Consider the following 20,440-nt stretch of genomic DNA (forward strand, 5'->3'; position numbering starts at 1 on the left):
ACACGCCCGGCACAGTTAGACTTCATCCACTTTAGTATGGATATGCTGACTAGAAATAATGAATCAGGAATTTTTGCCCCTAAGCCGCCCGGCGATTGAGCAGCAAGAAATAGATGCGGTAGTCGACGTACTTAAATCAGGCTGGATTACCACCGGTCCGAAAAATGCCGAGCTAGAAACCGCGGTAAAACAATACACTGGCGCTGAACACGCTGTGGCCTTGAGTAGCGCCACCGCAGGCCTTCATCTCACTTTGGTCGCATTAGACATAGGCCCTGGCGATGAAGTGATTACCCCGTCAATGACTTGGGTATCCACCGTTAACCTGATTACCCTAATGGGCGCCAAGCCGGTATTTGTAGATGTTGATGCAAATACTTTGATGACCACCGCCGACCGCATTGAAGCGCAAATCACCAATAAAACCAAGCTGATAGTGCCCGTTCACTACGCTGGAGCTCCTCTCGATCTAGATGCTATTTATGCCTTAGCTGAACGATACAACATTCCCGTGGTCGAAGATGCAGCCCATGCTATTGGTTGTGAGTACCAAGGCAGGCCCATTGGTAAAACCGGTAACTGTATTTTCTCTTTGCATGCTATTAAAAACGTAACCACTGCAGAAGGTGGTATTTTTACTACCAATAACGCTGAACTGGCTGAGCGAATTCGCCGCTTAAAGTTTCATGGTTTAGGTGTTGACGCCTTTGACCGTGAAACCCAAGGTAGAGCCCCTCAAGCAGAAGTGATTGAACCGGGATACAAGTACAACATGCCCGATATTTGCGCGGTGCTTGGTTTAGGCCAAATGCAGCGTTTATCCGAGATTACTCAACAGCGTCAGCAGCTAGTGGCACATTACCGAGAACTGTTGAGTGAAGTGGATGGTATTTCGCCATTGAGCGTTCCCGACTATTCACATACTCACTGTTGGCATTTAATGATCGTAAGGGTTGATAAAGATGTGTGTGGCTTTGACCGCGACCAGCTCATTAGTTTGTTAAAACAACACGCTATTGGCGCGGGCATTCACTTTAAAGCCTGCCATAGTCAAAAGTACTATCGTGAAAATTACACAAGTCGATTCGGCGAAATAAACCCGGATTTAAGCAATACAGAATTTAACAGCCAACGTATTTGCTCTCTGCCGCTATTTCCTAGCATGCAGTTAAGCGATGTTGAGCGTGTGGTAACAACAATCACTCAACTTATTGGATCTTCTCATGAGGCATAAGCAAGAAATCAAATTCGTATCTATCGTTATTCCGGTTTACAACGAAGCCGATAGCTTACAAGAGCTGATTAAACGAACCTGCGCAGCCGCAGATACCATGGGCAAAGATTACGAAGTTCTATTGGTTGATGACGGCAGTAAAGACAACAGTGCCGACCAAATTGAAGCGGCCGCAGCCGCAGAGGGCAGCCATGTTGTAGGTGTTATTCTAAACCGTAATTATGGCCAACATAACGCCATTATGGCCGGTTTTGAGCATGTACGTGGTGACTTAATCGTTACCCTAGATGCCGACTTACAAAACCCGCCAGAAGAGATCCCTAACCTGGTGGCCAAAGCAGAAGAAGGTTATGACTCGGTAGGCACTGTGCGTAAAAACCGCCAAGACAGCCGCCTTCGTCGCTACCCATCAATGCTTATCAACAAGATTGTAAAACGCTCAACCGGCGTAGAAATGAACGACTACGGTTGTATGCTGCGCGCTTATCGCCGTCACGTAGTGGACGCGATGTTACAGTGCCATGAACGCAGTACATTTATTCCCATTTTAGCCAACGGCTTTGCTCGCCACACCATCGAAATTGATGTTGAACACAGCGAGCGCCAACAAGGCGAATCAAAATACAACATTATGGGTTTAATCAATCTGATGTTCGATTTGCTAACCAGCATGACCACTGCACCGCTAAGAATGCTCAGCATTGTGGGCGGAGCCATTGCGGCTTTAGGTGGTTTATTTGGCCTGGTTTTACTCTTCATGCGCCTAATTTACGGCGCTGAGTGGGGCGTAGACGGGGTATTCCCGCTATTTGCTCTATTATTTATCTTTATTGGTGCTCAATTTGTAGGTTTAGGTTTGCTGGGCGAATACATTGGCCGCATCTATTCCGACGTGCGAGCACGACCGCGTTATTACGTTCAAGATGTGTTGGTAGGCGAAGCCACCAAACAGGCGCGCGATAGCAAGCCTGAATAAGTAACGAAACGCGAAACTCATTTACCAATTATTTCTAAGGAATAAACCATGAAAGCAGTGGTGTTTGCTTATCACAACATTGGTTGTGCTGGCATTAAAAGTCTTCTCGATGCGGGCGTAGAAATTGCCGCAGTATTTACTCACTTAGACGATGGTAACGAAAACGTCTTTTTTGAATCGGTTGCTAAACTAGCTGCCCGTAACGGCATCCCAGTATTTGCCCCAGAAGATGTAAACCACCCGCTATGGTTAGAAAAAATTAAAGCGATGCAGCCAGAGGTATTTTTCTCTTTCTACTATCGTTCAATGATTAGCCAAGCCTTATTAGATTTAGCCCCTAAAGGTGGCTTTAACCTGCATGGTTCTTTGTTACCACGCTATCGTGGCCGGGCGCCAGTAAACTGGGCATTATTAAATGGCGAAACCGAAACTGGCGTAACCCTACACGCCATGACAAGCAAAGCCGATGCTGGTGATATTGTTGCTCAGCAATCGTTAAGTATTAATAGTGACGATACTGCTGCAACCTTGCATAGCCGACTCACCGAGCTAAGCAGCCAATTACTAACTAAGGCGTTACCACAGCTAGTGGCGGGTAAACACACCCTTACCCCACAAGATGAAAGCCAAGCCACCGTATTTGGCCGCAGAACGCCGGCCGATGGTGAAATTAAATGGGCCGACAACGCTTCAACTATCTTCAACCTTTGTCGTGCGGTAACTGAACCCTTCCCTGGCGCCTTTACCTTCTTAGGTGAGCGCAAAGTAATCTTCTGGAGCACCACTGCTAGCGAACAAGAGTTTGATGCAACGCCAGGTACCATTGTGGCCACTGCGCCGCTAACCATTGCCTGTACTCAAGGCTCTTTAGTGGTTAATGCTGGCCAAACCGAAAACGGTTTATACCTAAACGGTGAGCAACTGGCTGGCGAAATGCACCTGGTAGCGGGCATGCGTTTTGGCCCACAAGCCAGTGCAGTAATTGCCGCAAAACGTCGCCAAAAAGTACTGATTTTAGGCGCAAATGGCTTTATCGGTAACCACTTAACCAAGCGTTTATTAGATGACGGTAAATACGAAATCTACGCAATGGACATGAGTGCTAACCAAATTGAGCAGCATTTAGAGCACCCTGATTTTCACTTTGTAGAAGGTGATATCACCATTCATAACGAATGGATTGAATACCACATTAAGAAGTGTGACATTGTGCTACCACTGGTAGCGATTGCCACCCCTATTGAATACACCCGTAACCCGTTACGTGTATTTGAACTGGACTTCGAAGAGAACCTTAAAATTGTTCGCGAATGTGTGAAATACAATAAACGCATCATCTTCCCGTCGACCTCAGAAGTATACGGTATGTGTACTGATGAAGAGTTTAACGAAGACAGTTCTCCACTCATTACTGGCCCAATTAACCGCCAGCGTTGGATTTACTCAACCTCGAAGCAGTTATTAGACCGAGTGATCTGGGCTTACGGCAAAAAAGACAACCTTAAGTTTACTTTGTTCCGTCCGTTTAACTGGATGGGCCCACGTTTAGATAGCTTGAACTCAGCGCGTGTTGGCTCTAGCCGAGCGATTACTCAGCTAATTCTAAACTTGGTTGAAGGTACGCCAATTAAGCTGATTGATGGTGGTGAACAGAAACGTTGTTTCACTGATATCTCTGAAGCTATTGAAGCCTTGTTCCGTATTATCGAAAACAAAGACGGCTTGTGTGACGGCCAAATCATTAACATTGGTTCGCCAGACAACGAAGCCAGTATTAAACAAATGGCTGAAACCCTAGTGGCTAAGTTTGACGCACACCCACTGCGCGAAAAATTCCCACCCTTTGCCGGTTACCACTTAGTAGAAAGTAAAACCTTCTATGGTGATGGTTACCAAGATGTTCAACATCGCCGTCCAAGTATTCGCAACGCCAAGCGCTTACTTGATTGGGAGCCGAGTATCATGATGGAAGATACCATCGAAGAAACCTTAGACTTCTTCCTTAAAACAGCCGTTGACGAGTAACAATGAGTTCGAAAGATACGATAAAAGTTGGCTTAAGAATTGATGTAGATACCTTTCGTGGCACGCGTTTAGGCGTGCCCAAGTTATTAGACATTTTTCAACGCCACAACATTAAGTCGTCATTTTTCTTCACCGTTGGACCCGACAACATGGGGCGCCATATTTGGCGCCTTTTACGTCCGGCCTTTTTGAAGAAAATGCTCCGCTCTAAAGCCGCTAGCTTGTACGGCTGGGATATCATTTTCCGTGGTACTTTTTGGCCCGGCCCAGTGATAGGCAAAAAGCTCGCATCGGTGATAAAAAATACTGATCAAGCCGGCCATGAAATTGGCCTGCACGCTTGGGACCATCACAAGTGGCAAATGAAAACCGACAGCATGTCGCAAAGTGAATTAGGTAATGAAATTCGCAAAGGCTATCAAATGCTGGCGGGCATCACCGGCAAAGATGTGCAATGCAGTGCAGTAGCAGGTTGGCGATGTACCGACACAACTCTTGATGAAAAAGAAGCGTTTCCGTTTCGTTACAATAGCGACTGCCGAGGCGAATCTATTTTTGTTCCTAAACCAGGCATGGCGCCACAAATTCCAGTGACCTTACCCACCTACGACGAGTTAATTGGTCAAGATGGCGTAGACGAAAGTAATTATAACCAAGCCATTCTAGATCGAATTAAAGCCGATAGCTTAAACGTGTACACCATTCATGCAGAAGTAGAAGGCATTGTTTGCGCTGAAATGTTTGAGCAACTAATTATTGCCGCCAAGCAACAAAACATTGAATTTGTGCCACTGTGTGACTTGCTTGACCAAGATTATGTGTCTTGGCCACAAGATAGCATTCTTAATATAGAAATGGATGGACGCGAAGGTTGGTTAAGCCATCAAGCGTCGCTTATTCGCCCTCAAACGCCTTAAATCAGGACTAACCATTAGCATGCGCCACTTACGAATCAACCTAGCCACTTGGGTGCCCATCTTCTTTATTTTGCTCTACCTATTACCTTTAGGTATGCGTGATTTATGGTCACCCGACGAACTACGCTACGCCGAAATTTCACGTGAAATGGTGAGCAGCGGTGATTGGGTAGTGCCGCGTTTTAACGATTTACGTTATTTCGAAAAGCCGGTAATGGGTTATTGGATGAATGCGGTATCGCAGTTGGTGTTTGGTGAAACCAATTTTGCGGTGCGCGCGGCGTCGGCCTTTAGTGCCTTAGGTGCAGCATTTTGTATTTTCTTGTTGTTAGCCCGCTTTGCCTCACGGCCGGTAGCTTGGTTAACCTCAGGCATCTATATGAGTATGTTTATGGTGTCGGGGGTGGGCACCTATAGTGTGTTAGACAGCATGCTGAACCTCTGGCTTACCGCCAGCTTTACTGCGTTTTACTTTGCCATTCGTAGCGAAGAAATGCGGCAACGCGCTAAATATTATGGTTTGGCTGGTTTCTATTGCGGCTGTGCAGTATTAACCAAAGGCTTTTTGGCATTGGCTTTGCCGGTGCTGGTAGTTGTGCCATACATGTTATGGACTAAACAGTTTAAGGTGCTATTAAAATGGGGCTGGTGGGTAATGCTGCTTGCCTTGCTCACCTGTTTGCCATGGGCCTTAGCAGTACATGCCGCTGAACCTGATTATTGGCATTACTTCTTTTGGGTAGAGCATATTCAGCGTTTCTCCGCCGAAAATGCCCAGCACTCTGCGCCAATCTGGTATTACTTGCCATTTTTAGCCGCTGGCGTACTGCCATGGTTATTTTGGTCACCCAGCGCCATTAGCCACCTAAAAGGACAAATGCATTCTCCGCTGCTTCGTTATGCCTTGTTATGGGCAGTATTACCTTTTGTGTTTTTCTCTTTAGCTAAGGGCAAGCTAGCCACTTATATTCTGCCAATTATGGCACCGCTAGCGATTTTATTTGCCTTTGGTATTCAGCAAGCTTTTGCTAAATCCTGTAAAGGTTTGAAGTGGGGAAGCTACTTAAACGCGGCCTTATTTGCCTTACTCGCCATAACCACTCTAGTATTACACTTCACTGGAAAACTGCCCTTAGATGCAGATGAGTCTTACCGCCCTTGGTTACTGTTTAGTATTTTCGGTTTCTGGTCTGCAATGGCCGTGGTAGCGATAAAAGCCAATAGCCTCAACAGCAAAGTGGCCAGCTACATGTTAATGCCGCTGGGATTATTTATGTTGGCATGGGCAACCTTTCCTAATGTCAGCATCTACTCAAAAATGCCCGCTAAATTTATGCAGCAAATCTCTCACTTGGTAGAGCCCAATACTGTATTAGTGGCAGATTACCCAGACACTATGTCGGCGTTTAATTGGTACTTTAAGCGTGAAGATGTTTACTTAGTGGGTCAAAAAGGTGAAGTAAGATACGGCCTAGAGTATCCCGATGCTCAGCACCGCTACATTGAAACTAAAGCGCTAGCTAGATTTATTGAGCAACAACGACAACATGCACCAGTGATGATTTATTATCGCGATAAACCCGATATGGGCGGTGAGTTACCACACACTACTCAACGCATAGATAAAGGTCGCTACACCGTGCTTTATTACCAAGCGTTAAACCAATAATGCTTGAGTGGTTATTGGTGGTGGCATCCATTAGTTGCAGCTCGTTGAGCCAATATTGGCAAAAACGCGCGGCGCTGTTGTTTGCTGCTCAACCTGAGTTAAGTACGGTGAGTAAATTACTGTCTAAACCTTTGCTACTGGGCATTATGTTTTTGGCCTTAGGTGCAGTGTTTTGGCTAGGTGTACTCAGCCAGTGGGATGTATCCGTTGCTTACCCATTACTTAGCAGTAACTTTGTGATCATGTTACTCATTTCGAAATTTGCCTTTAACGAATCGGTCAGCCCTCGCCAATGGTGCGGGGTCACCTTAATTATGTTGGGTGTCGCTATTCTTGGAGGGGCAAGCCAATGGCTTTAAAAACTGAGCCAAGAAGCGTGGCCTTAGCTTTGCTAAGCGTAGTGTTTATCTCGCTGGCCCAGCTTGCTATGAAATGGGGAATGAGCCAGCTCACTCTTCATTTTTCGGTCTTAAATGAGCTATGGAATACCCAGCAATACTTCAATGTACTGAGCGATTACCTTGCTTATTTTGTTAGTGTATTAGCAGGCTTAGGCTTTTATGCGCTGTCGATGGTATGTTGGGTTTTGGCGTTAAAACGATTAGCTCTTTCAGTGGCATATCCATTATTAAGCTTAAGTTACGTGATCGTTTATTTTTCTGCTATTGCTTTGCCGTGGATTGGCGAAGCCTTTAGTTGGGTGAAAGCCTTAGGCATCGTCTTTATTTTGGCTGGCATTGTCTTGGTATTTCCTCGAACTAACACAAAAAGTAATACCTAACGCCAGCAATACTGCGGCTTTAGCCAAAAGGGGTGAAGCCTGCGCTATTAAATGTGCGAATACTCAAGTATTGTTGCTATGTCTATCTGTATTACTATTGCCTTAAATTAGTCGCATGGAGTTTGCGCCAACATGAAACGCTTTTTTGACCTACTTGCCATCTTATTATTACTGCTACTGGCAACTTCGGTCTTTTTCTTGTTTTCTTTTCACCCAGATCGCTACAAAAGTGATTTTTTGCATTGGTTTAACCAACAAAGCGATTGGCAGCTCAACTATAAAAATACCCAATGGTCCTTGAAGCAACCTTTAAGCCTACAAGCATTTGATCTAGAACTGGCGAAGTCTGGGCAGGCAGCTATTTTAGCTAAACAAGCAACGCTTAATTTTGCCTTAATGCCTTTGTTACAGGGCAATATTAGCCTTGATAGCTTATCGATTGAACAGGCACAGATTGCCCTAACTCAGCAATTATTCGACGCCCCAGCCGAACCAATAGCCACCGAGCAACAATCAAGCAACCCAGTTCTAGCTTGGCTTGATAGTGTAGAGCTACAACAGGTTATTGTTAAAGACAGTGATTTTATATGGCAAGACGCTGAGCAACCCTATCGTTTAGAACGCTTTGAACTGGCCATTGAAGATTGGCAAATTGACTTAGACAACCCCAGCCCTAAACAATGGAAATTTACCTTACATAGCTCGGCACAATTGTTGGTCACGCCTTGGCAAGAAATCGCCATGCCACAGTTAAGCTTGGCCTATGCTCAAGAACAGTTGGTGATTGACCATATTGGTGCCGACCTTTTACAAGGCTCGGTATATGCCTCTGCAGAACTGAGTAATAAACAATTACGCATTCGCGAAGTTGCCTTAAATAGCCTGCGCTTAGAGCATTTTGCGAATCAGCAATTTGGCTCAACAGGCGCTAATTCAGAGCCGCAAGAGCCCCTCATTCTGCCTGAGTTAGACTGGCTTGATAGCATTCAAGTAGATAACTTATTGCTGAACCAAATTAGTTTGGTGTCGCAAGTCAATGGCCACAACTTGGTACTTAATAAATTCACCGCAGAAGTTGAAAACTTTCAAAGCCCCTGGCCATTTGATCAACAAGCCTTTGAGGCCGATTACGCATTTATTGCCGACGAATTTGGCATAGACCATATTCAGTTTAACGACCTCACTGCGAGTGGACGCGTGGCGCAAGGGCAATTTTCCTTGGCGGCCTTGCGGAGTCAGTTATTTAAAGGCCAACTCAGCTTATCGCTAAGCTATATATGGGAGCAACAAGCTTTAACCCTGCATCAACTGGTACTAGCCAATAACGAAATACCTATACAGCCCAACTGGTTACCACAAGCCCCAACAGATTCGGGCGAAGATTCGGTGCTGCCCGGCACAGGCACTGAGCTCGGTGCTCCACTACAACAATTCAATATTGAACAGTTGGAGCTACAGCAAGTTAAATTACTTTCTTACGCCGACCAATTACCCTTTTCTGCCACCGGCCTTAACGTAGAGTTGCGTCAATTAGAGTTAATAAAAGACGGTAAATGGCAATCGGTAGATGATATTTGGCAGGCTCGAAGCCAAGTATTTGTAGAAGCACCAGAGCTAGCTTACCGCGGCATGGTATTAAGCCATGTGAGTATGGATTTAGGGTCAGATCAACAGATAGGTTACTTCAACCTCTATGGAGAACTACCTTTAGGTCAATTTGAGTTGCAAGGGCAAGCGTTATTAGACCAAGAAAACAAGCCATGGCAAGCCGAGTTATCAGGCTTGTTACTCGACGTAAGTCCACTAGCCCGCTTGGCAAACAATCGCGATTTTAGTTTAGTGGGTGATTTAGAATTGGCCGGAAAGTTACGTGGAAAACTGAGCGACTTTGGCGCCAATATCGATGGTTCAATCGACTTTCATAGCCAGTTATTGCAACTGCCAGGTGCCGATTTAGAAGTAACTTTAGATCAAATTATCGAGAGCCCACGTCAATACTATGAAGATCCCAACCCACTTATCGCGTCCGGTTGGCCTGTCTTTTGGCAAAACCCGCGTAGCTTGCCACAAGGGATTACCCAATTTACTAATCTAGCTTTAAGTGCTGAACTTGAGCAGGGAAAACTGCGCATTGCTCCCCAGCCACTGCCGGGCTTGCGTTACCAGCTAACTTTAGCTGGTGAAGTAGACTTAGCTAAACAACGTTTTAACGACTTAAAACTGGTCGTGGCCGATCAGCCTTGCTGGCGTTTAGTGCACTCCATCACTGGTCAATGGAACCAACCCGCAGTGAGCTTCGATCATTATCTTTCACCTCGCCGTTACTCAGTAGACCAACAAGATTTTGTTAGAGCACCTAGTATTCCTCAGTGCCGTTATCCTCTAGCGGGGCAAGTAAGCCAATAGGTTTAGAGTTGTATGGCTAAAGGCTGATGCTGGGCTTGTTCGATAAAACAATCTCGCAAAGGGTTCTGGCTACTGTCTTTACGCCACACAAAATTGAAGGTTCTACGCATATCTAAGCTCGGTGTATTTAAGGCAATTAACTCGCCGACTTGAATCGCCTGTTCCACGCTGCGTAGTGGCAAACAACTTAAATACGCGCCATTAGCCACCAGCGCGATTAAACTCGGCACATGGCTATATTCTCGCCACACTTTTAGCTTGGTGATTTTGCCATGAATCGCCCCGTTGAAAATATCTCGCGTTCCAGAGCCCGCTTCACGTAATACCCATCTTGCTCGACTAAGTTTGGCTAAGTTCACTTCTTCATGAGACGCTAGAGGGTGCTGCTTACCCGCCACTACTACTAACTGGTCTTCACACCAAACTTGCTGAGCAATTCGGCTGTCGCTGCAATGCCCTTCTATAATGCCAAGTTGCAAACGATAGTCGAGCAAACCCGCTAGCACCACTTCGGTATTGCTGATTTGTGGGTGAATCACCAAGTCAGGATAGTCTTTATCTAGCTTAGCGATGATTTGCGCTAAAAAGTATTCCGCGATAGTTTGGCTAGCGCCAACAGTAAGCTCTCCGCTTATCACTTGCTGCCCAGCAAAGCCCTGCATAATGTGCTGACTTTCCATTAACACTCGCTTGGCTCGTGGGCGCAACCAGTGGCCCCAATGATTTAGTCGTAGTCGTTTGCCTTGGCGTTCAAACAAACGTTGTCCCAGGCCGGTTTCCAGTTGATTTAAAGCCATACTAGCAGCGGATTGAGTCATGGATAGTTGCAGTGCGGCGGCACTAACACTGTGGGTTTCGGCAATGCATACAAACACCGACAGCTGTTTAAGACTAAAGCGATACAGATGCTGCATATAAACTTTCCTGATGAACTCAACGAGGTATATTCAATACTCTAATATACCTCGTTAGCACTAAAAGGAAACTGCCTGAGAAGAAAGGGTTAGCTAGATCCTTTTATAGGAAGGAACGAACTTAAGAATCAAGGTGAGTTTTCGGCAAAATAACATAAAAACCTTTAAATTCAGCGGCGGTTTTATTGTTATGGCAAACTTGCACAGTGACTGTCATTTTGCATTTTTTCCCCTCTAACAAGGGTAACAAGCTGCCTTTCATTTGGCTTTTCTTGACCTTGGCAATAGCGTCTTGGTCAATCGCTTTACGGTGTTTTATCTCACCCTTAGCTAATACAATATCTCCAGCAAAGCCATGTTCTTGCAGCATCAACCAAATCATTCCCCAACCCGACAATACCGCCTGGCTGTATATGCTGCCAGCAAACATGGTGGAGTGCGGATTACCGTTTCCGGCAATAGGTAACTTGGTAGTCAGTTCGTTGCCGGTATATTGATGTAGTCGAACGCCCATTTTTTCGCTTAAGGGAATTTGCTGGTTAAACATTAACTGTAAAGCAGTACATAACTTAGGTTGACGAACAAAACGGTGCTCTGGAGACAGCTCTTTCACCATTTGTTGCACTTTTACTTTTACTTTATCAAAGGTAGGGTCGCCAGCAGGTTCAAAGCCACAGCTAGTAAAAAAAGCCTGAGCGTCACCACGGGCATTTACCACAATACGCTCTACGCCTTCATCATGGGCTGCCTCTTCTAACGCCAACATCAACAACGTTCCTAAACCGTGTTTACGTTGCTCGGGGCAAACCGCTACATGACGAATAAGCGCTTCTTTATTATCACTTAAAAACAAGCGACCAACCGCTAAAGGATCGCCTCGGCTATCACGAATCATGCGATGAATACTGTGATCATCATAAGCATCTCGCTCACTACCGAGTGGTAGTTGCAAAGGTTTGTTCAATACTTCCCAACGAAATTGATAATACTTATCCATTTCACCAGATGCATCTGGGCAAATCACCTTAAACATAGCTATTCCCTTATTGCTTATCAGCCAAACCCACGGCTGCAGCGCTGTGTCTTATTATGACACTTATCATCATTAAAAATTCATCACTCAATACCAAGTATTATCATCAACCTGGAGTGCTAGCTTTACATATTGCACCTAATCGCAACAATAAACCAACACTTAACATGGTAGTTAGCATGTCCATCACACTGTGGTAGTTCAGCCACCACATCAACGCTAAATAAGCCAAATAGACAGACCAAGAAACCAAACGCCGACTAGGCCTAGCCAAATGAAGTAACACTTGTAGACAAAAAGCTAGCGCTGTATGGGTGCTATAGTCCAAACCCCAGCGTGGCCACCATGAATAATAGAGATCTATTAGCATCAGCCCGTAAGTGCTTGCTAAGCCGACTAACAACAAGAAAAGACCATGTTGAAGCTTTTGCTGTTGCTCCTGCTTTAAGTATCGAAAAGCGATAAGCGCTAATAATAGTACCTGCAGTGGTGTGTATAAGTCGGCAACTACAGCCAAAAACTGCGTCATAGTTAAAAACCATTTGCTCAGTCTAAAATGGCCATCAGTTTACTATTGCCCAACGGATCAATATACAATGAAAAATCAGCCAATCTAGTCCTTAGGAATTTGCTCAGTGTTAAAAAAAAGCATAATGGCGCTAGCCACACTCGTTGCCATAACTTGTGGTGCTCAGTACCTAAGCCATACGCAATACCGCCAGCAGGTGAAGCAAATCGTGGCGGACTTCAATCAGCAGAATGAGTGGCAAATAAGCCAAACTGTATTGAGCAGCAGCTGGTTTCAGCAACAAGAACAATGGCAACTTACAGGCAACCTAAGCCAGCTGGGTTTAGATCCCCAGCCAATTGAGCTTCACGTCATTCAGCAAGTTAGCATCTGGCCGTTATGGCTTGAAGGAAAGTGGCAAGTTGACCCCGAGCAAGCAAGTTATCAGCAATGGTTAAGTGACTTAAATCTTGCAGCAATTCCACATTTAGGAACTTGGCAAGCTAACTTGCTCAGCCAAAAGTTACAACAGCAATTACGGGTAGATACTTTTGAACATAACTACACGGAGTTAGCACTCAACTTTAAGCCCATGAGCATTTCTACGGTTAGCGATTTGTCCTTTCAGCAAGGTGAGGCAACGCTAAGCTGGCAAGGAATGGAATTACTTGATAGCCAACAAAATGGTGACCACATTCACCTAGGTAAAGTGGAAGCCAGCGAAACTTTTAGCCAGCGTCAGCAATGGACATTAGTAGAAAATGCCAGTTGGTCAGTCGAACAACTACGCCTTCAATTAGGCCAAGGTGAAACCCTGCTGAAGTTGCAGAACCTTTCGGTAAACAACAGCTTTAGTGAAATTAAGAAGAATGCCTATTTAAGTCTAAATACTGAGTTAAATAGTTTCATTTTAAGAGAAGGGGCTGAGGTATTTCAGCTAGACCAATTGCTACTGCGCTCTAGTTTAGGTGGCGTACCGATGCAGAGCTTAATTCAGCTGGCCCAGTCAAAATACACCTCGTTGAGTTCTGATGAGCTAGATGTATTGGTGCAGCAAGCAGTATCAAATGGCATTGAATGGCAGTTAGATACCTTAGTGTTTGAGGTCGACTCGAGTTATAACAGCTTACCCTTACAGGGCGATATAAACCTAGCAGGCAAAGCAAAGCTGCTACCTTTCAAACTCGGCGAAGTGAGCAGTCCGATACAGCTACTACGCTACATAGATTTAAATTTGGCCATAGATGTTGGCGACCAGTTGTTTAACCAAAGCCCTTTGTCCGCGTATATTCTTGCTCTACGCAATGCCGGATACTTGCTACATGAGGAAGGCCGAGATCGCAGCGAACTGATCTTCAACGACAATGAGTTCACCATGAACAACATGCCAGTTAATTAGGGGTGAGAACACCAACTCGAAGCCACTTAAATCAACTAGCGACGATTACACGATAAGATCTTATTGAATGGTTCACGCGGTTTAAAGTTGGCAGTGTTCGCTTAAGTAAGCAGCACTAAACCATAAGCTCGGGACAAAAAAATGCGGCGATAACGCCGCATAAACAGGGATTAGAAAAAAACACACTGGTATTGCACTACTGTTGCTGCTGTTTCTTCAATTGCTGCATAAAATGAGACTGCGCTTTTGTCGAACCAGCTCGCTCTGCCTCCTCGACTAGGTTTAAGGCCCTAGTAAGGTCATCCTGTGCTACTGCTTTACTAATTTGATCCAGATAAAAGCTCTCTGTATCACTTAGCATATCTGCGCTTGGCGCTTTAGTAGCAACTACCGCGGTGGTAGTGGCTACTGCAGTAGCGGCCGCTGCATCTGCTTTAACTGGAGCAGCTTCAACGGGCGTTAAATTTTGTTTGGGTTCAGCCGAAGTGACATATGACGAGCTGAATAACACTTCGCTAAAACGAATATCTAGGTTACCTATCGGCGAATGTTTTGAATAATATTTAAAGGCCGAAGGTAAACCACCACCGGTTTTTTCTTCATAAACAACTTTAGGATCAATCAGTTCAGTTTTACCGCCATATTCAGTGGCTTTACTGTAAACCAATAAGTAACGTGCTTGTTTCGCTTGCTCAGGTGTGATGGCCTGCTGCATAGATAAAAAGCCTTCCGGGTCTAATGTAGTGCTTTCAACTCGAAGCACCTCATTCAAACCTTGATCATAAAAAATCGCGGTAGGTACAAATACGGTACGCGCTACAAGACTGTCTAAATGAAAAGTAAATTGAGAGATATCATCTGGAATCAATAAGGCTGCTGTATAAGAGTTACCTTGAGGAAATTGAACTACTGGTGACTTTTCGGTGACATCTATACGATTGGTTCTGTCTAAAGACAATAATTGATATTGCAGCTGTGAGGGTAGCTTTGGAGAAACACTTGAAGATTGTAAGTTAGCTGCAATTTTTGCCTCATCGGCAAATTGAGCGCCCCAAGTTCGAAACGGGTCAGTGACTTCTAAAGGCTTGTCATTGCTAGAACTTGAACACGCGCTAGCTAAAACACAAGCTACAACTACCGTTAATACTTTTTTCAAATTTCCACCTCTTAAATGCGGGCGCTAACACCTTAGCGCCCACTCCTTGGTTTGAGTACCTAATTAAACAGCACTCAGCTTAGCTGGGTTTACCACCAAGCTTCAACCATGGCACCAATTTTTGTTACATCAACCTTATCTTTACCTTCCGTATCCACTTCACCTGTTACAGCGTAGAAGCGAACTACAGGGCGAGACCACATGAAGTGACCCACTTGGAAGTTTTGAGACAAAGTAATTTTCCATGCATCACTCTTGTTCTTAGAACCACCAACATCTGTGCGCTCTGTAAAGTGAACACCAGCTTCTAAAGCAGTTGCCATGTACTCAGTCCAGTGATGCTGAGGACGAACAGATACTGCATATTCAACTTTTTCATCGAATGAACAGCCTGTTTCTTTACAATCAACTAACAAGTAGTTGGCGTTGTATTCCATGGCAGTCATTTCGCCAAAGTTAACCGCGCCGTCTAAGAAAGCACCGTAAGAAGCAGCTTTTTTATCTTCATAGTTTGACCAGTTTTGGCCCGCTGAGTTAGCAGAAATCAACGCAGCAGCGTCAGTTTCGTAACGAGCAGCAACTTGGAACCAACCATTGCTTAAACCTTGACGGTAAGAAGCAAATACTTGCCATGCATCATTATTTTCGATGCGATCAGGGTTAGCTGCATCATCTAAATCACCAGTAGTAAACGCGTAGTTACCACGGAATTTAAGAGCACCTTGCTCACTCACTTTAATATCGTGCAAGTTAAAGGCTAAAGAGTTAACTGAACCTTTTTTGTTTGAAGCAGTTGTACCACCACCACCCTGTGTCCAACCTAAATCAAGTTGAGCAAAACCAAGGTTTAAGTTATCAACACCAGCACCAGAACCATCAGCACTTAGCATGAAGTAATCACTCAAGCCACCTTGTTCACGACCGTAGAAACGTTTACCAGCCCAAACATAAGCGTCTGGTTGTGAAGCAAAGATACCTTTACCACCACCGTAGAACTGGGCTAAACCAATGGTATCGCCCCAAGTAGGCGAGTAACCAGGGGTGTTAAGCATAACGTTCATATCGAATTTAGCGTCGCCATTCTCAAAACCTTGAGAAAGCATAAACTCCATCCAGTTGTCTTCGTTACCAAGACGACCAACACCGTTAATTTCGCCGTGTTCGCCTTTTAGCTGAACAATTTCGTCGCCCGATGCTTCTAAAGCATAACGGCCGTAACCAGAAAAATTAGGGGTACCCGCGAACGAGCTAAGAGAGGTTGCCGCTGACGCGACTGCAATTGCAATTGTAAGCGCTTTCATTTTCATTTTGTTCAACTCCGTGTGAATCTTGAAATTTTATTGGAAGCATTTTTTATATATGGCGAACTAGCCATGGTTAAGAAGTATAAGACTCAAAATTAGATAAATAAGTGACCAACATCACTAATGAAAGCGCTTGCAAAAAACAAAGATCACAATTTAAACAAAATCAGAACCTATAGTTTCATGAAATATAGTGAAATAAAGCTATAGAACATGAAAGCAGTTTCACGGGTAACACGTTGTTATTTAACAGTTATTAAGCCCAATGAATAAGGCACTGTATACTTATGAAACAAATGATGTTTTTTCGCATATTCACTTTTGTTACAAAAACTAAACTATGTGAGATGAATCAAATAATTATTTTCATCTGATGTTTTTTACACTTTTTAGTGCATCAATATGTCTCAATACCTATTGTTAATTAGCTAAAATGAAGCTTTGAGTTGATAAGGAAAAACAAATAAGGCATTAAGGTCCATGAAAATACTGAAGCAAATATTAGCGGCGGTACCCTTAATTTAGCCCCAATCCTTATTTTCTCATCGAACAAGTCAACACGCTGATGCAATAAAATAACTAGCTAATGTTTTTTAGTATTTTCACAGGCCTCGCAATGCTGCAATGGAAATGTTTCATACGTCAACTGATTGTACCTAGCCTCCAGACAGCCTATCAATAAAGGCCTTGAGCCTTTCTATAGAACAAGCAAACTACACTTATTGACTAAATTGCCTTGGCTTCTTTCATAGCTTTCCTATTACGAAATCTTTTATTGAGGCCGATCACTTTTTCGAATTGATGCACTAAACAAGCTAAGGCTACCTGTTAACATGCCATGTGAAAGCGCTTACACATCAATAGTATTTAGTTGAGGTCATTCCAATGTTGCATCGTTACACCGCTCAATCCAGTTATTTTGGTCAGGTCAGTGACTTGATGAGTCCAGGGTTGGCCGACGAGTTTGTACAACCCTGGTATGTTCCATTAAGTACAACCCCAGCAGACACGGGGATCGCGGTAGGCGGTATTGGTAGTGCGTACACCCTAACACCAGCGGGAACAACGCCACTGTTTCATATGTTACCGGGTTTGCATCTAGCCGACAGCCAGCGTGATGGTTTGCGATTAGAAGAGTTTTTCCTGAGCCAACGCGATGCAAATGAGCAGCAACTGGTGATAGTGAATCACAGCAACTTTCAGCAAAAGCAGAAGTTTTTCGCCTTAAGTAATCACCTACAACAGCCACTGTTTAAAGCTGATGATGATACAGAACAACAGCTTGCGCACCTGCAAAACCTTATTCAAGAGCCAGACCTCTACCAATGGAACCAAGCTAATTTACAACGTTGGAATGTAGAGTTATCAGACAAAACTCAGCAACTGTTAAGCAACCAAGTGACTGGCGCAGCGCTTAACATTAGTTGGTTACTGGATTTCTATGACGGCGCACTTGGCCTTAAAGCAGCCCACCAACAAGCACTCTATGGAGATTGGGAAGCAAATGCCTACCACGGCATAGCCACTTGCCCGAGCAAGCAAGTCAATTATCAAGCGCTGTATCCAGTCGCCAAGCAACAATTTGTTGACCAGCAAGCGATCCAAGTAACAAAGTTTCACTATAGCCCGGTGGTCCCTAATCACGAGGATTGGGCAGCCTTACCGGTGAGTTACACCCGTATCGTATTGCGTAACCAAAGCCAAACTAGGCAAGCATTTAGCTTAATTCGCTGTTTAGAAAACTTAAGCGGCTTTCAAGCGATTAAACAGCGCCCGGGCGTTCAAGATTCAGCCTGTAAATTGGTCCGCGGGGCTAACGGCCAAACAAGCCAACTGCATCGCTGGCAAAATGACGCTAAACACTGCGCCGTAGAAATGAGCGGTAACGCTAATCCAGGCATAGACTTTGACGGCCAAAGTTGTTTATCCGTTTCCGCGCCAACTGGTTGTTGGGTAAGCGCTAAGCCGTATTTTTACACAGATAGTACCGCCAATGTAGTGGCCGGAGGCTTAGCCAGCGGACGCTTAGGAGAATCATTTGACCGCGGTATATACAGCGGCCGCGAACTCAGTTCAGCAGCGCTTTGCATTAGCGGCGAGCTAGCCCCTGGCGAGCAAGTCGAAGTATGTTTCTCTCTGGTATTAGATTTCCCCCATATTCGTTTACCGGGCTTAACTAGCCTTAAAAAGTACACCCAACAATTTCCACAAAGCGAAGGCAGAGCATTGGCTATTTGCCAGCATGCTATAGAGATAGAACCTCAGTTAACGGAATCATTAGCTAGTGTCAGCGAACAATTAATGCCTGACGATAGCCTAGCTAGCTTACCGCTTGGGCCGCAAGGACAAACCGAGACACGGACTCTGGCTCTAAACACCCTGTCGTTTCTAGCTGAAGCTACCGTTTGGGATGCCGATGATAAATTTTTAGTAAGAGAATGTGCCGATTACCCATTCTTCAATTCCTTGGATGTGTATTTTTATGGCTCGTTTTCATTACTACAGTGTTTTCCGCGTTTAGATGGCGCGGTAATGCGTCATTTCTCGCAAGCCGTATTAGCAGAGAACTCGCATATTCGCCGCCACCATGAATATGTAGGCTTACCTCACGCCGATTTACCGAATGACAAAACCGAAGGCCCACGTGCGGTGCGAGGAGCAGTGATTCACGATTTAGGCAGCCCTTTTGACGCCAAACCTGATGCTTACGATTGGCACAATGTTAAGGAATGGAAGGATTTAGCGCCTAAATACATCTTAATGTTGCTACGTCATTATCGTTTTCATGATGACAAAACCCTATTAAGCGATTGCTGGGAAGCGTGCCAAGCGGCCATGCATTACTTGCAAGCAATGGTAGAACCCGGCCAATGCTTCCCACTTACTCGCGGCACCGACGATACCTTTGATAACCTATCTTCACACGGTATTTCGGTATATTGCGGTTCACTGTGGATCGCCAGCTTAGAAGCCTACGCCACCATTGCAGAACTACTAAACAAAACCGGGATCCCGCAGGAGTACCGCTACCTAGCGTCATGCGCACGTAAGCAGTTTCACAGCAGCTTATGGGACGAGCAGGCAGGCTACTTTCACTTCTATGTGACACCGCTGCAAATACGCGACATTAAAGAACAACAGCTCGAGGCCTTAAGTGATGCCTTAAAGCAGTCTCCTTTTGCTGGGCAGCTCAAACTGCAGAACAAACCCTGTTCAGTGGAGTTAGTGGAACGGCTTAACCAATGGTTAAACGAACCGAGCCTGCCAGAGTTAGGCGATTTAGCCGAAAATGTGCAGCAGTTGTGGGCCGAGCACTGCGCACCACTTAGCTGGCCTACTACTCAAGACAACCCCAAAACGCGTCGCCAAATACGAAAACTAGCACTCCTCGCGTTAGGCGACTTTTGGCAAAGCTCTTGGCACGCCAAGTTACAATTAGATAGCGATGATAGCTTTGCCGATCAATTGTTAGCCGACAGTTACTGTCGCATGCTGCAGTTACCCGCCATTGCCAGCGAGCAACAACAGCGCCGCAGTTTGGCCTATGTTTATCGCCACAACTACCAAATTAACAGCGCGCGAGTAGGCGCAGCCAACTTAGTCACACGCTTAGGTGAACCTAAAGAGTGGGATAATTTCCAAGCTCACGATGTGTGGATTGGCGTGCAATACTCCTTAGTCACGGCGATGGCAGCTTTAGATATGCAGCAGCAAGCCGCTGATTTACTAAGCGCGACTTATCGCAATCTATATCAAGATGCACGCATTCCGTTTGCCGCTCCAGAAGGGTTTAATGCTAGCTGCCGCTTTAACAGTAAGCAGTTCTCCCACTTGAAAGACGACGAAACCGAGCAGCTTCATCAGGCGCTAATAAACTTAGGTTTACTCTATTCAGATGGGCGTATTGCTGCAGATATTCCACGTCAGTTTAATGAGTTCAAACTGCGCAGTGCCGCCTTATGCCAACAATTTCAGTTAAACAGCCAAACGCTGTTCTACGCCTTACACCATACCGGACTTAAGTACACCGCAGGTCGCTACTTCCGCCCCGGCATGATCTTTTCTTTAGCCTTGGTTAAGCCTTTGACCAACGCCGAACAGCATTCAGCTTAACAATT

At 45.0% G+C, this 20,440-nt stretch carries 15 protein-coding genes; 10 read left to right on the forward strand and 5 right to left on the reverse strand.

Annotated elements, in window-relative coordinates:
* Positions 1-58: 58 nt before the first annotated feature.
* The 8 genes from arnB (at position 59) to Q4549_RS12035 (ending at position 10,008) form a co-directional block, all read left to right on the forward strand.
* A complete protein-coding gene (gene arnB, locus Q4549_RS12000; RefSeq protein ID WP_303552066.1) occupies positions 59-1,234 on the forward strand; it encodes a UDP-4-amino-4-deoxy-L-arabinose aminotransferase in 1,176 nt (391 codons plus the stop codon).
* Entirely contained in the window at positions 1,224-2,210 is a 987-nt protein-coding gene (gene arnC / locus Q4549_RS12005) for an undecaprenyl-phosphate 4-deoxy-4-formamido-L-arabinose transferase (RefSeq protein ID WP_303514542.1), read from the forward strand. Before arnB ends, arnC begins: the two co-directional genes overlap by 11 nt.
* Before the next feature lie 48 nt (positions 2,211-2,258).
* Entirely contained in the window at positions 2,259-4,235 is a 1,977-nt protein-coding gene (arnA, locus tag Q4549_RS12010; protein WP_303552067.1) for a bifunctional UDP-4-amino-4-deoxy-L-arabinose formyltransferase/UDP-glucuronic acid oxidase ArnA, read from the forward strand.
* A gap of 2 nt (positions 4,236-4,237) precedes the next feature.
* On the forward strand, positions 4,238-5,152 hold the full coding sequence (gene arnD, locus Q4549_RS12015; protein WP_303552068.1) for a 4-deoxy-4-formamido-L-arabinose-phosphoundecaprenol deformylase: 915 nt from the start codon (positions 4,238-4,240) through the stop codon (positions 5,150-5,152).
* A 19-nt stretch (positions 5,153-5,171) separates the two neighbouring features.
* The gene (gene arnT, locus Q4549_RS12020; RefSeq protein ID WP_303552069.1) at positions 5,172-6,821 is read left to right on the forward strand and encodes a lipid IV(A) 4-amino-4-deoxy-L-arabinosyltransferase; all 1,650 of its coding nucleotides are present in this window, start codon (positions 5,172-5,174) and stop codon (positions 6,819-6,821) included.
* On the forward strand, positions 6,821-7,180 hold the full coding sequence (locus Q4549_RS12025) for an EamA family transporter (RefSeq protein ID WP_303552070.1): 360 nt from the start codon (positions 6,821-6,823) through the stop codon (positions 7,178-7,180). The genes arnT and Q4549_RS12025 overlap by 1 nt, the downstream gene beginning before the upstream one ends.
* Positions 7,171-7,602: a 4-amino-4-deoxy-L-arabinose-phosphoundecaprenol flippase subunit ArnF gene (gene arnF, locus Q4549_RS12030; protein WP_303552071.1), complete on the forward strand. Its 432-nt coding sequence runs from the start codon at positions 7,171-7,173 to the stop codon at positions 7,600-7,602. Before Q4549_RS12025 ends, arnF begins: the two co-directional genes overlap by 10 nt.
* 132 nt (positions 7,603-7,734) lie before the next feature.
* Positions 7,735-10,008 (forward strand): AsmA-like C-terminal region-containing protein, encoded by a 2,274-nt coding sequence (locus tag Q4549_RS12035; RefSeq protein WP_303552073.1) that lies wholly within the window; start codon positions 7,735-7,737, stop codon positions 10,006-10,008.
* Between the two features lie 2 nt (positions 10,009-10,010).
* Here Q4549_RS12035 and Q4549_RS12040 read toward each other — a convergent pair whose 3' ends face one another.
* The 3 genes from Q4549_RS12040 to Q4549_RS12050 all read right to left on the reverse strand — a co-directional run bounded on the left by Q4549_RS12040 (position 10,011) and on the right by Q4549_RS12050 (position 12,484).
* Positions 10,011-10,922, reverse strand: coding sequence for a LysR substrate-binding domain-containing protein (locus Q4549_RS12040; RefSeq protein WP_303552075.1), 912 nt, complete (start codon positions 10,920-10,922; stop codon positions 10,011-10,013).
* A 121-nt stretch (positions 10,923-11,043) separates the two neighbouring features.
* Positions 11,044-11,955 (reverse strand): bifunctional GNAT family N-acetyltransferase/hotdog fold thioesterase, encoded by a 912-nt coding sequence (locus tag Q4549_RS12045; RefSeq protein ID WP_303514564.1) that lies wholly within the window; start codon positions 11,953-11,955, stop codon positions 11,044-11,046.
* Between the two features lie 106 nt (positions 11,956-12,061).
* On the reverse strand, positions 12,062-12,484 hold the full coding sequence (locus Q4549_RS12050; protein ID WP_303552077.1) for a hypothetical protein: 423 nt from the start codon (positions 12,482-12,484) through the stop codon (positions 12,062-12,064).
* A gap of 106 nt (positions 12,485-12,590) precedes the next feature.
* Here Q4549_RS12050 and Q4549_RS12055 point away from each other — a divergent pair, with 106 nt between their 5' ends.
* Entirely contained in the window at positions 12,591-13,862 is a 1,272-nt protein-coding gene (locus tag Q4549_RS12055; RefSeq protein WP_303552079.1) for a DUF945 family protein, read from the forward strand.
* A 196-nt stretch (positions 13,863-14,058) separates the two neighbouring features.
* On the opposite strand, the gene Q4549_RS12060 is transcribed toward Q4549_RS12055, so the two are convergent.
* Positions 14,059-15,018 (reverse strand): MalM family protein, encoded by a 960-nt coding sequence (locus tag Q4549_RS12060; RefSeq protein ID WP_303552081.1) that lies wholly within the window; start codon positions 15,016-15,018, stop codon positions 14,059-14,061.
* Between the two features lie 89 nt (positions 15,019-15,107).
* Positions 15,108-16,325, reverse strand: coding sequence for a carbohydrate porin (locus tag Q4549_RS12065; RefSeq protein WP_303552082.1), 1,218 nt, complete (start codon positions 16,323-16,325; stop codon positions 15,108-15,110).
* 882 nt (positions 16,326-17,207) lie between these two features.
* On the opposite strand from Q4549_RS12065, the gene Q4549_RS12070 reads away from it, so the two are divergent.
* Entirely contained in the window at positions 17,208-20,435 is a 3,228-nt protein-coding gene (locus tag Q4549_RS12070) for a GH116 family glycosyl hydrolase (RefSeq protein WP_303552084.1), read from the forward strand.
* Positions 20,436-20,440: the final 5 nt, after the last annotated feature.

Origin of the sequence: Agarivorans sp. 2_MG-2023, from assembly GCF_030548085.1 — a bacterium.
Lineage (GTDB): Bacteria > Pseudomonadota > Gammaproteobacteria > Enterobacterales > Celerinatantimonadaceae > Agarivorans.

Coding starts and splice junctions, on each gene's coding strand:
- Q4549_RS12070 (WP_303552084.1), top strand. CDS start 17,208: ATGTTGCATCGTTACACCGCTCAATCCAGTTATTTTGGTCAGGTCAGT.
- Q4549_RS12035 (WP_303552073.1), top strand. CDS start 7,735: ATGAAACGCTTTTTTGACCTACTTGCCATCTTATTATTACTGCTACTG.
- arnA (WP_303552067.1), top strand. CDS start 2,259: ATGAAAGCAGTGGTGTTTGCTTATCACAACATTGGTTGTGCTGGCATT.
- arnD (WP_303552068.1), top strand. CDS start 4,238: ATGAGTTCGAAAGATACGATAAAAGTTGGCTTAAGAATTGATGTAGAT.
- Q4549_RS12025 (WP_303552070.1), top strand. CDS start 6,821: ATGCTTGAGTGGTTATTGGTGGTGGCATCCATTAGTTGCAGCTCGTTG.
- arnF (WP_303552071.1), top strand. CDS start 7,171: ATGGCTTTAAAAACTGAGCCAAGAAGCGTGGCCTTAGCTTTGCTAAGC.
- arnB (WP_303552066.1), top strand. CDS start 59: ATGAATCAGGAATTTTTGCCCCTAAGCCGCCCGGCGATTGAGCAGCAA.
- arnC (WP_303514542.1), top strand. CDS start 1,224: ATGAGGCATAAGCAAGAAATCAAATTCGTATCTATCGTTATTCCGGTT.
- arnT (WP_303552069.1), top strand. CDS start 5,172: ATGCGCCACTTACGAATCAACCTAGCCACTTGGGTGCCCATCTTCTTT.
- Q4549_RS12045 (WP_303514564.1), bottom strand. CDS start 11,955: ATGTTTAAGGTGATTTGCCCAGATGCATCTGGTGAAATGGATAAGTAT.
- Q4549_RS12040 (WP_303552075.1), bottom strand. CDS start 10,922: ATGCAGCATCTGTATCGCTTTAGTCTTAAACAGCTGTCGGTGTTTGTA.
- Q4549_RS12065 (WP_303552082.1), bottom strand. CDS start 16,325: ATGAAAATGAAAGCGCTTACAATTGCAATTGCAGTCGCGTCAGCGGCA.
- Q4549_RS12050 (WP_303552077.1), bottom strand. CDS start 12,484: ATGACGCAGTTTTTGGCTGTAGTTGCCGACTTATACACACCACTGCAG.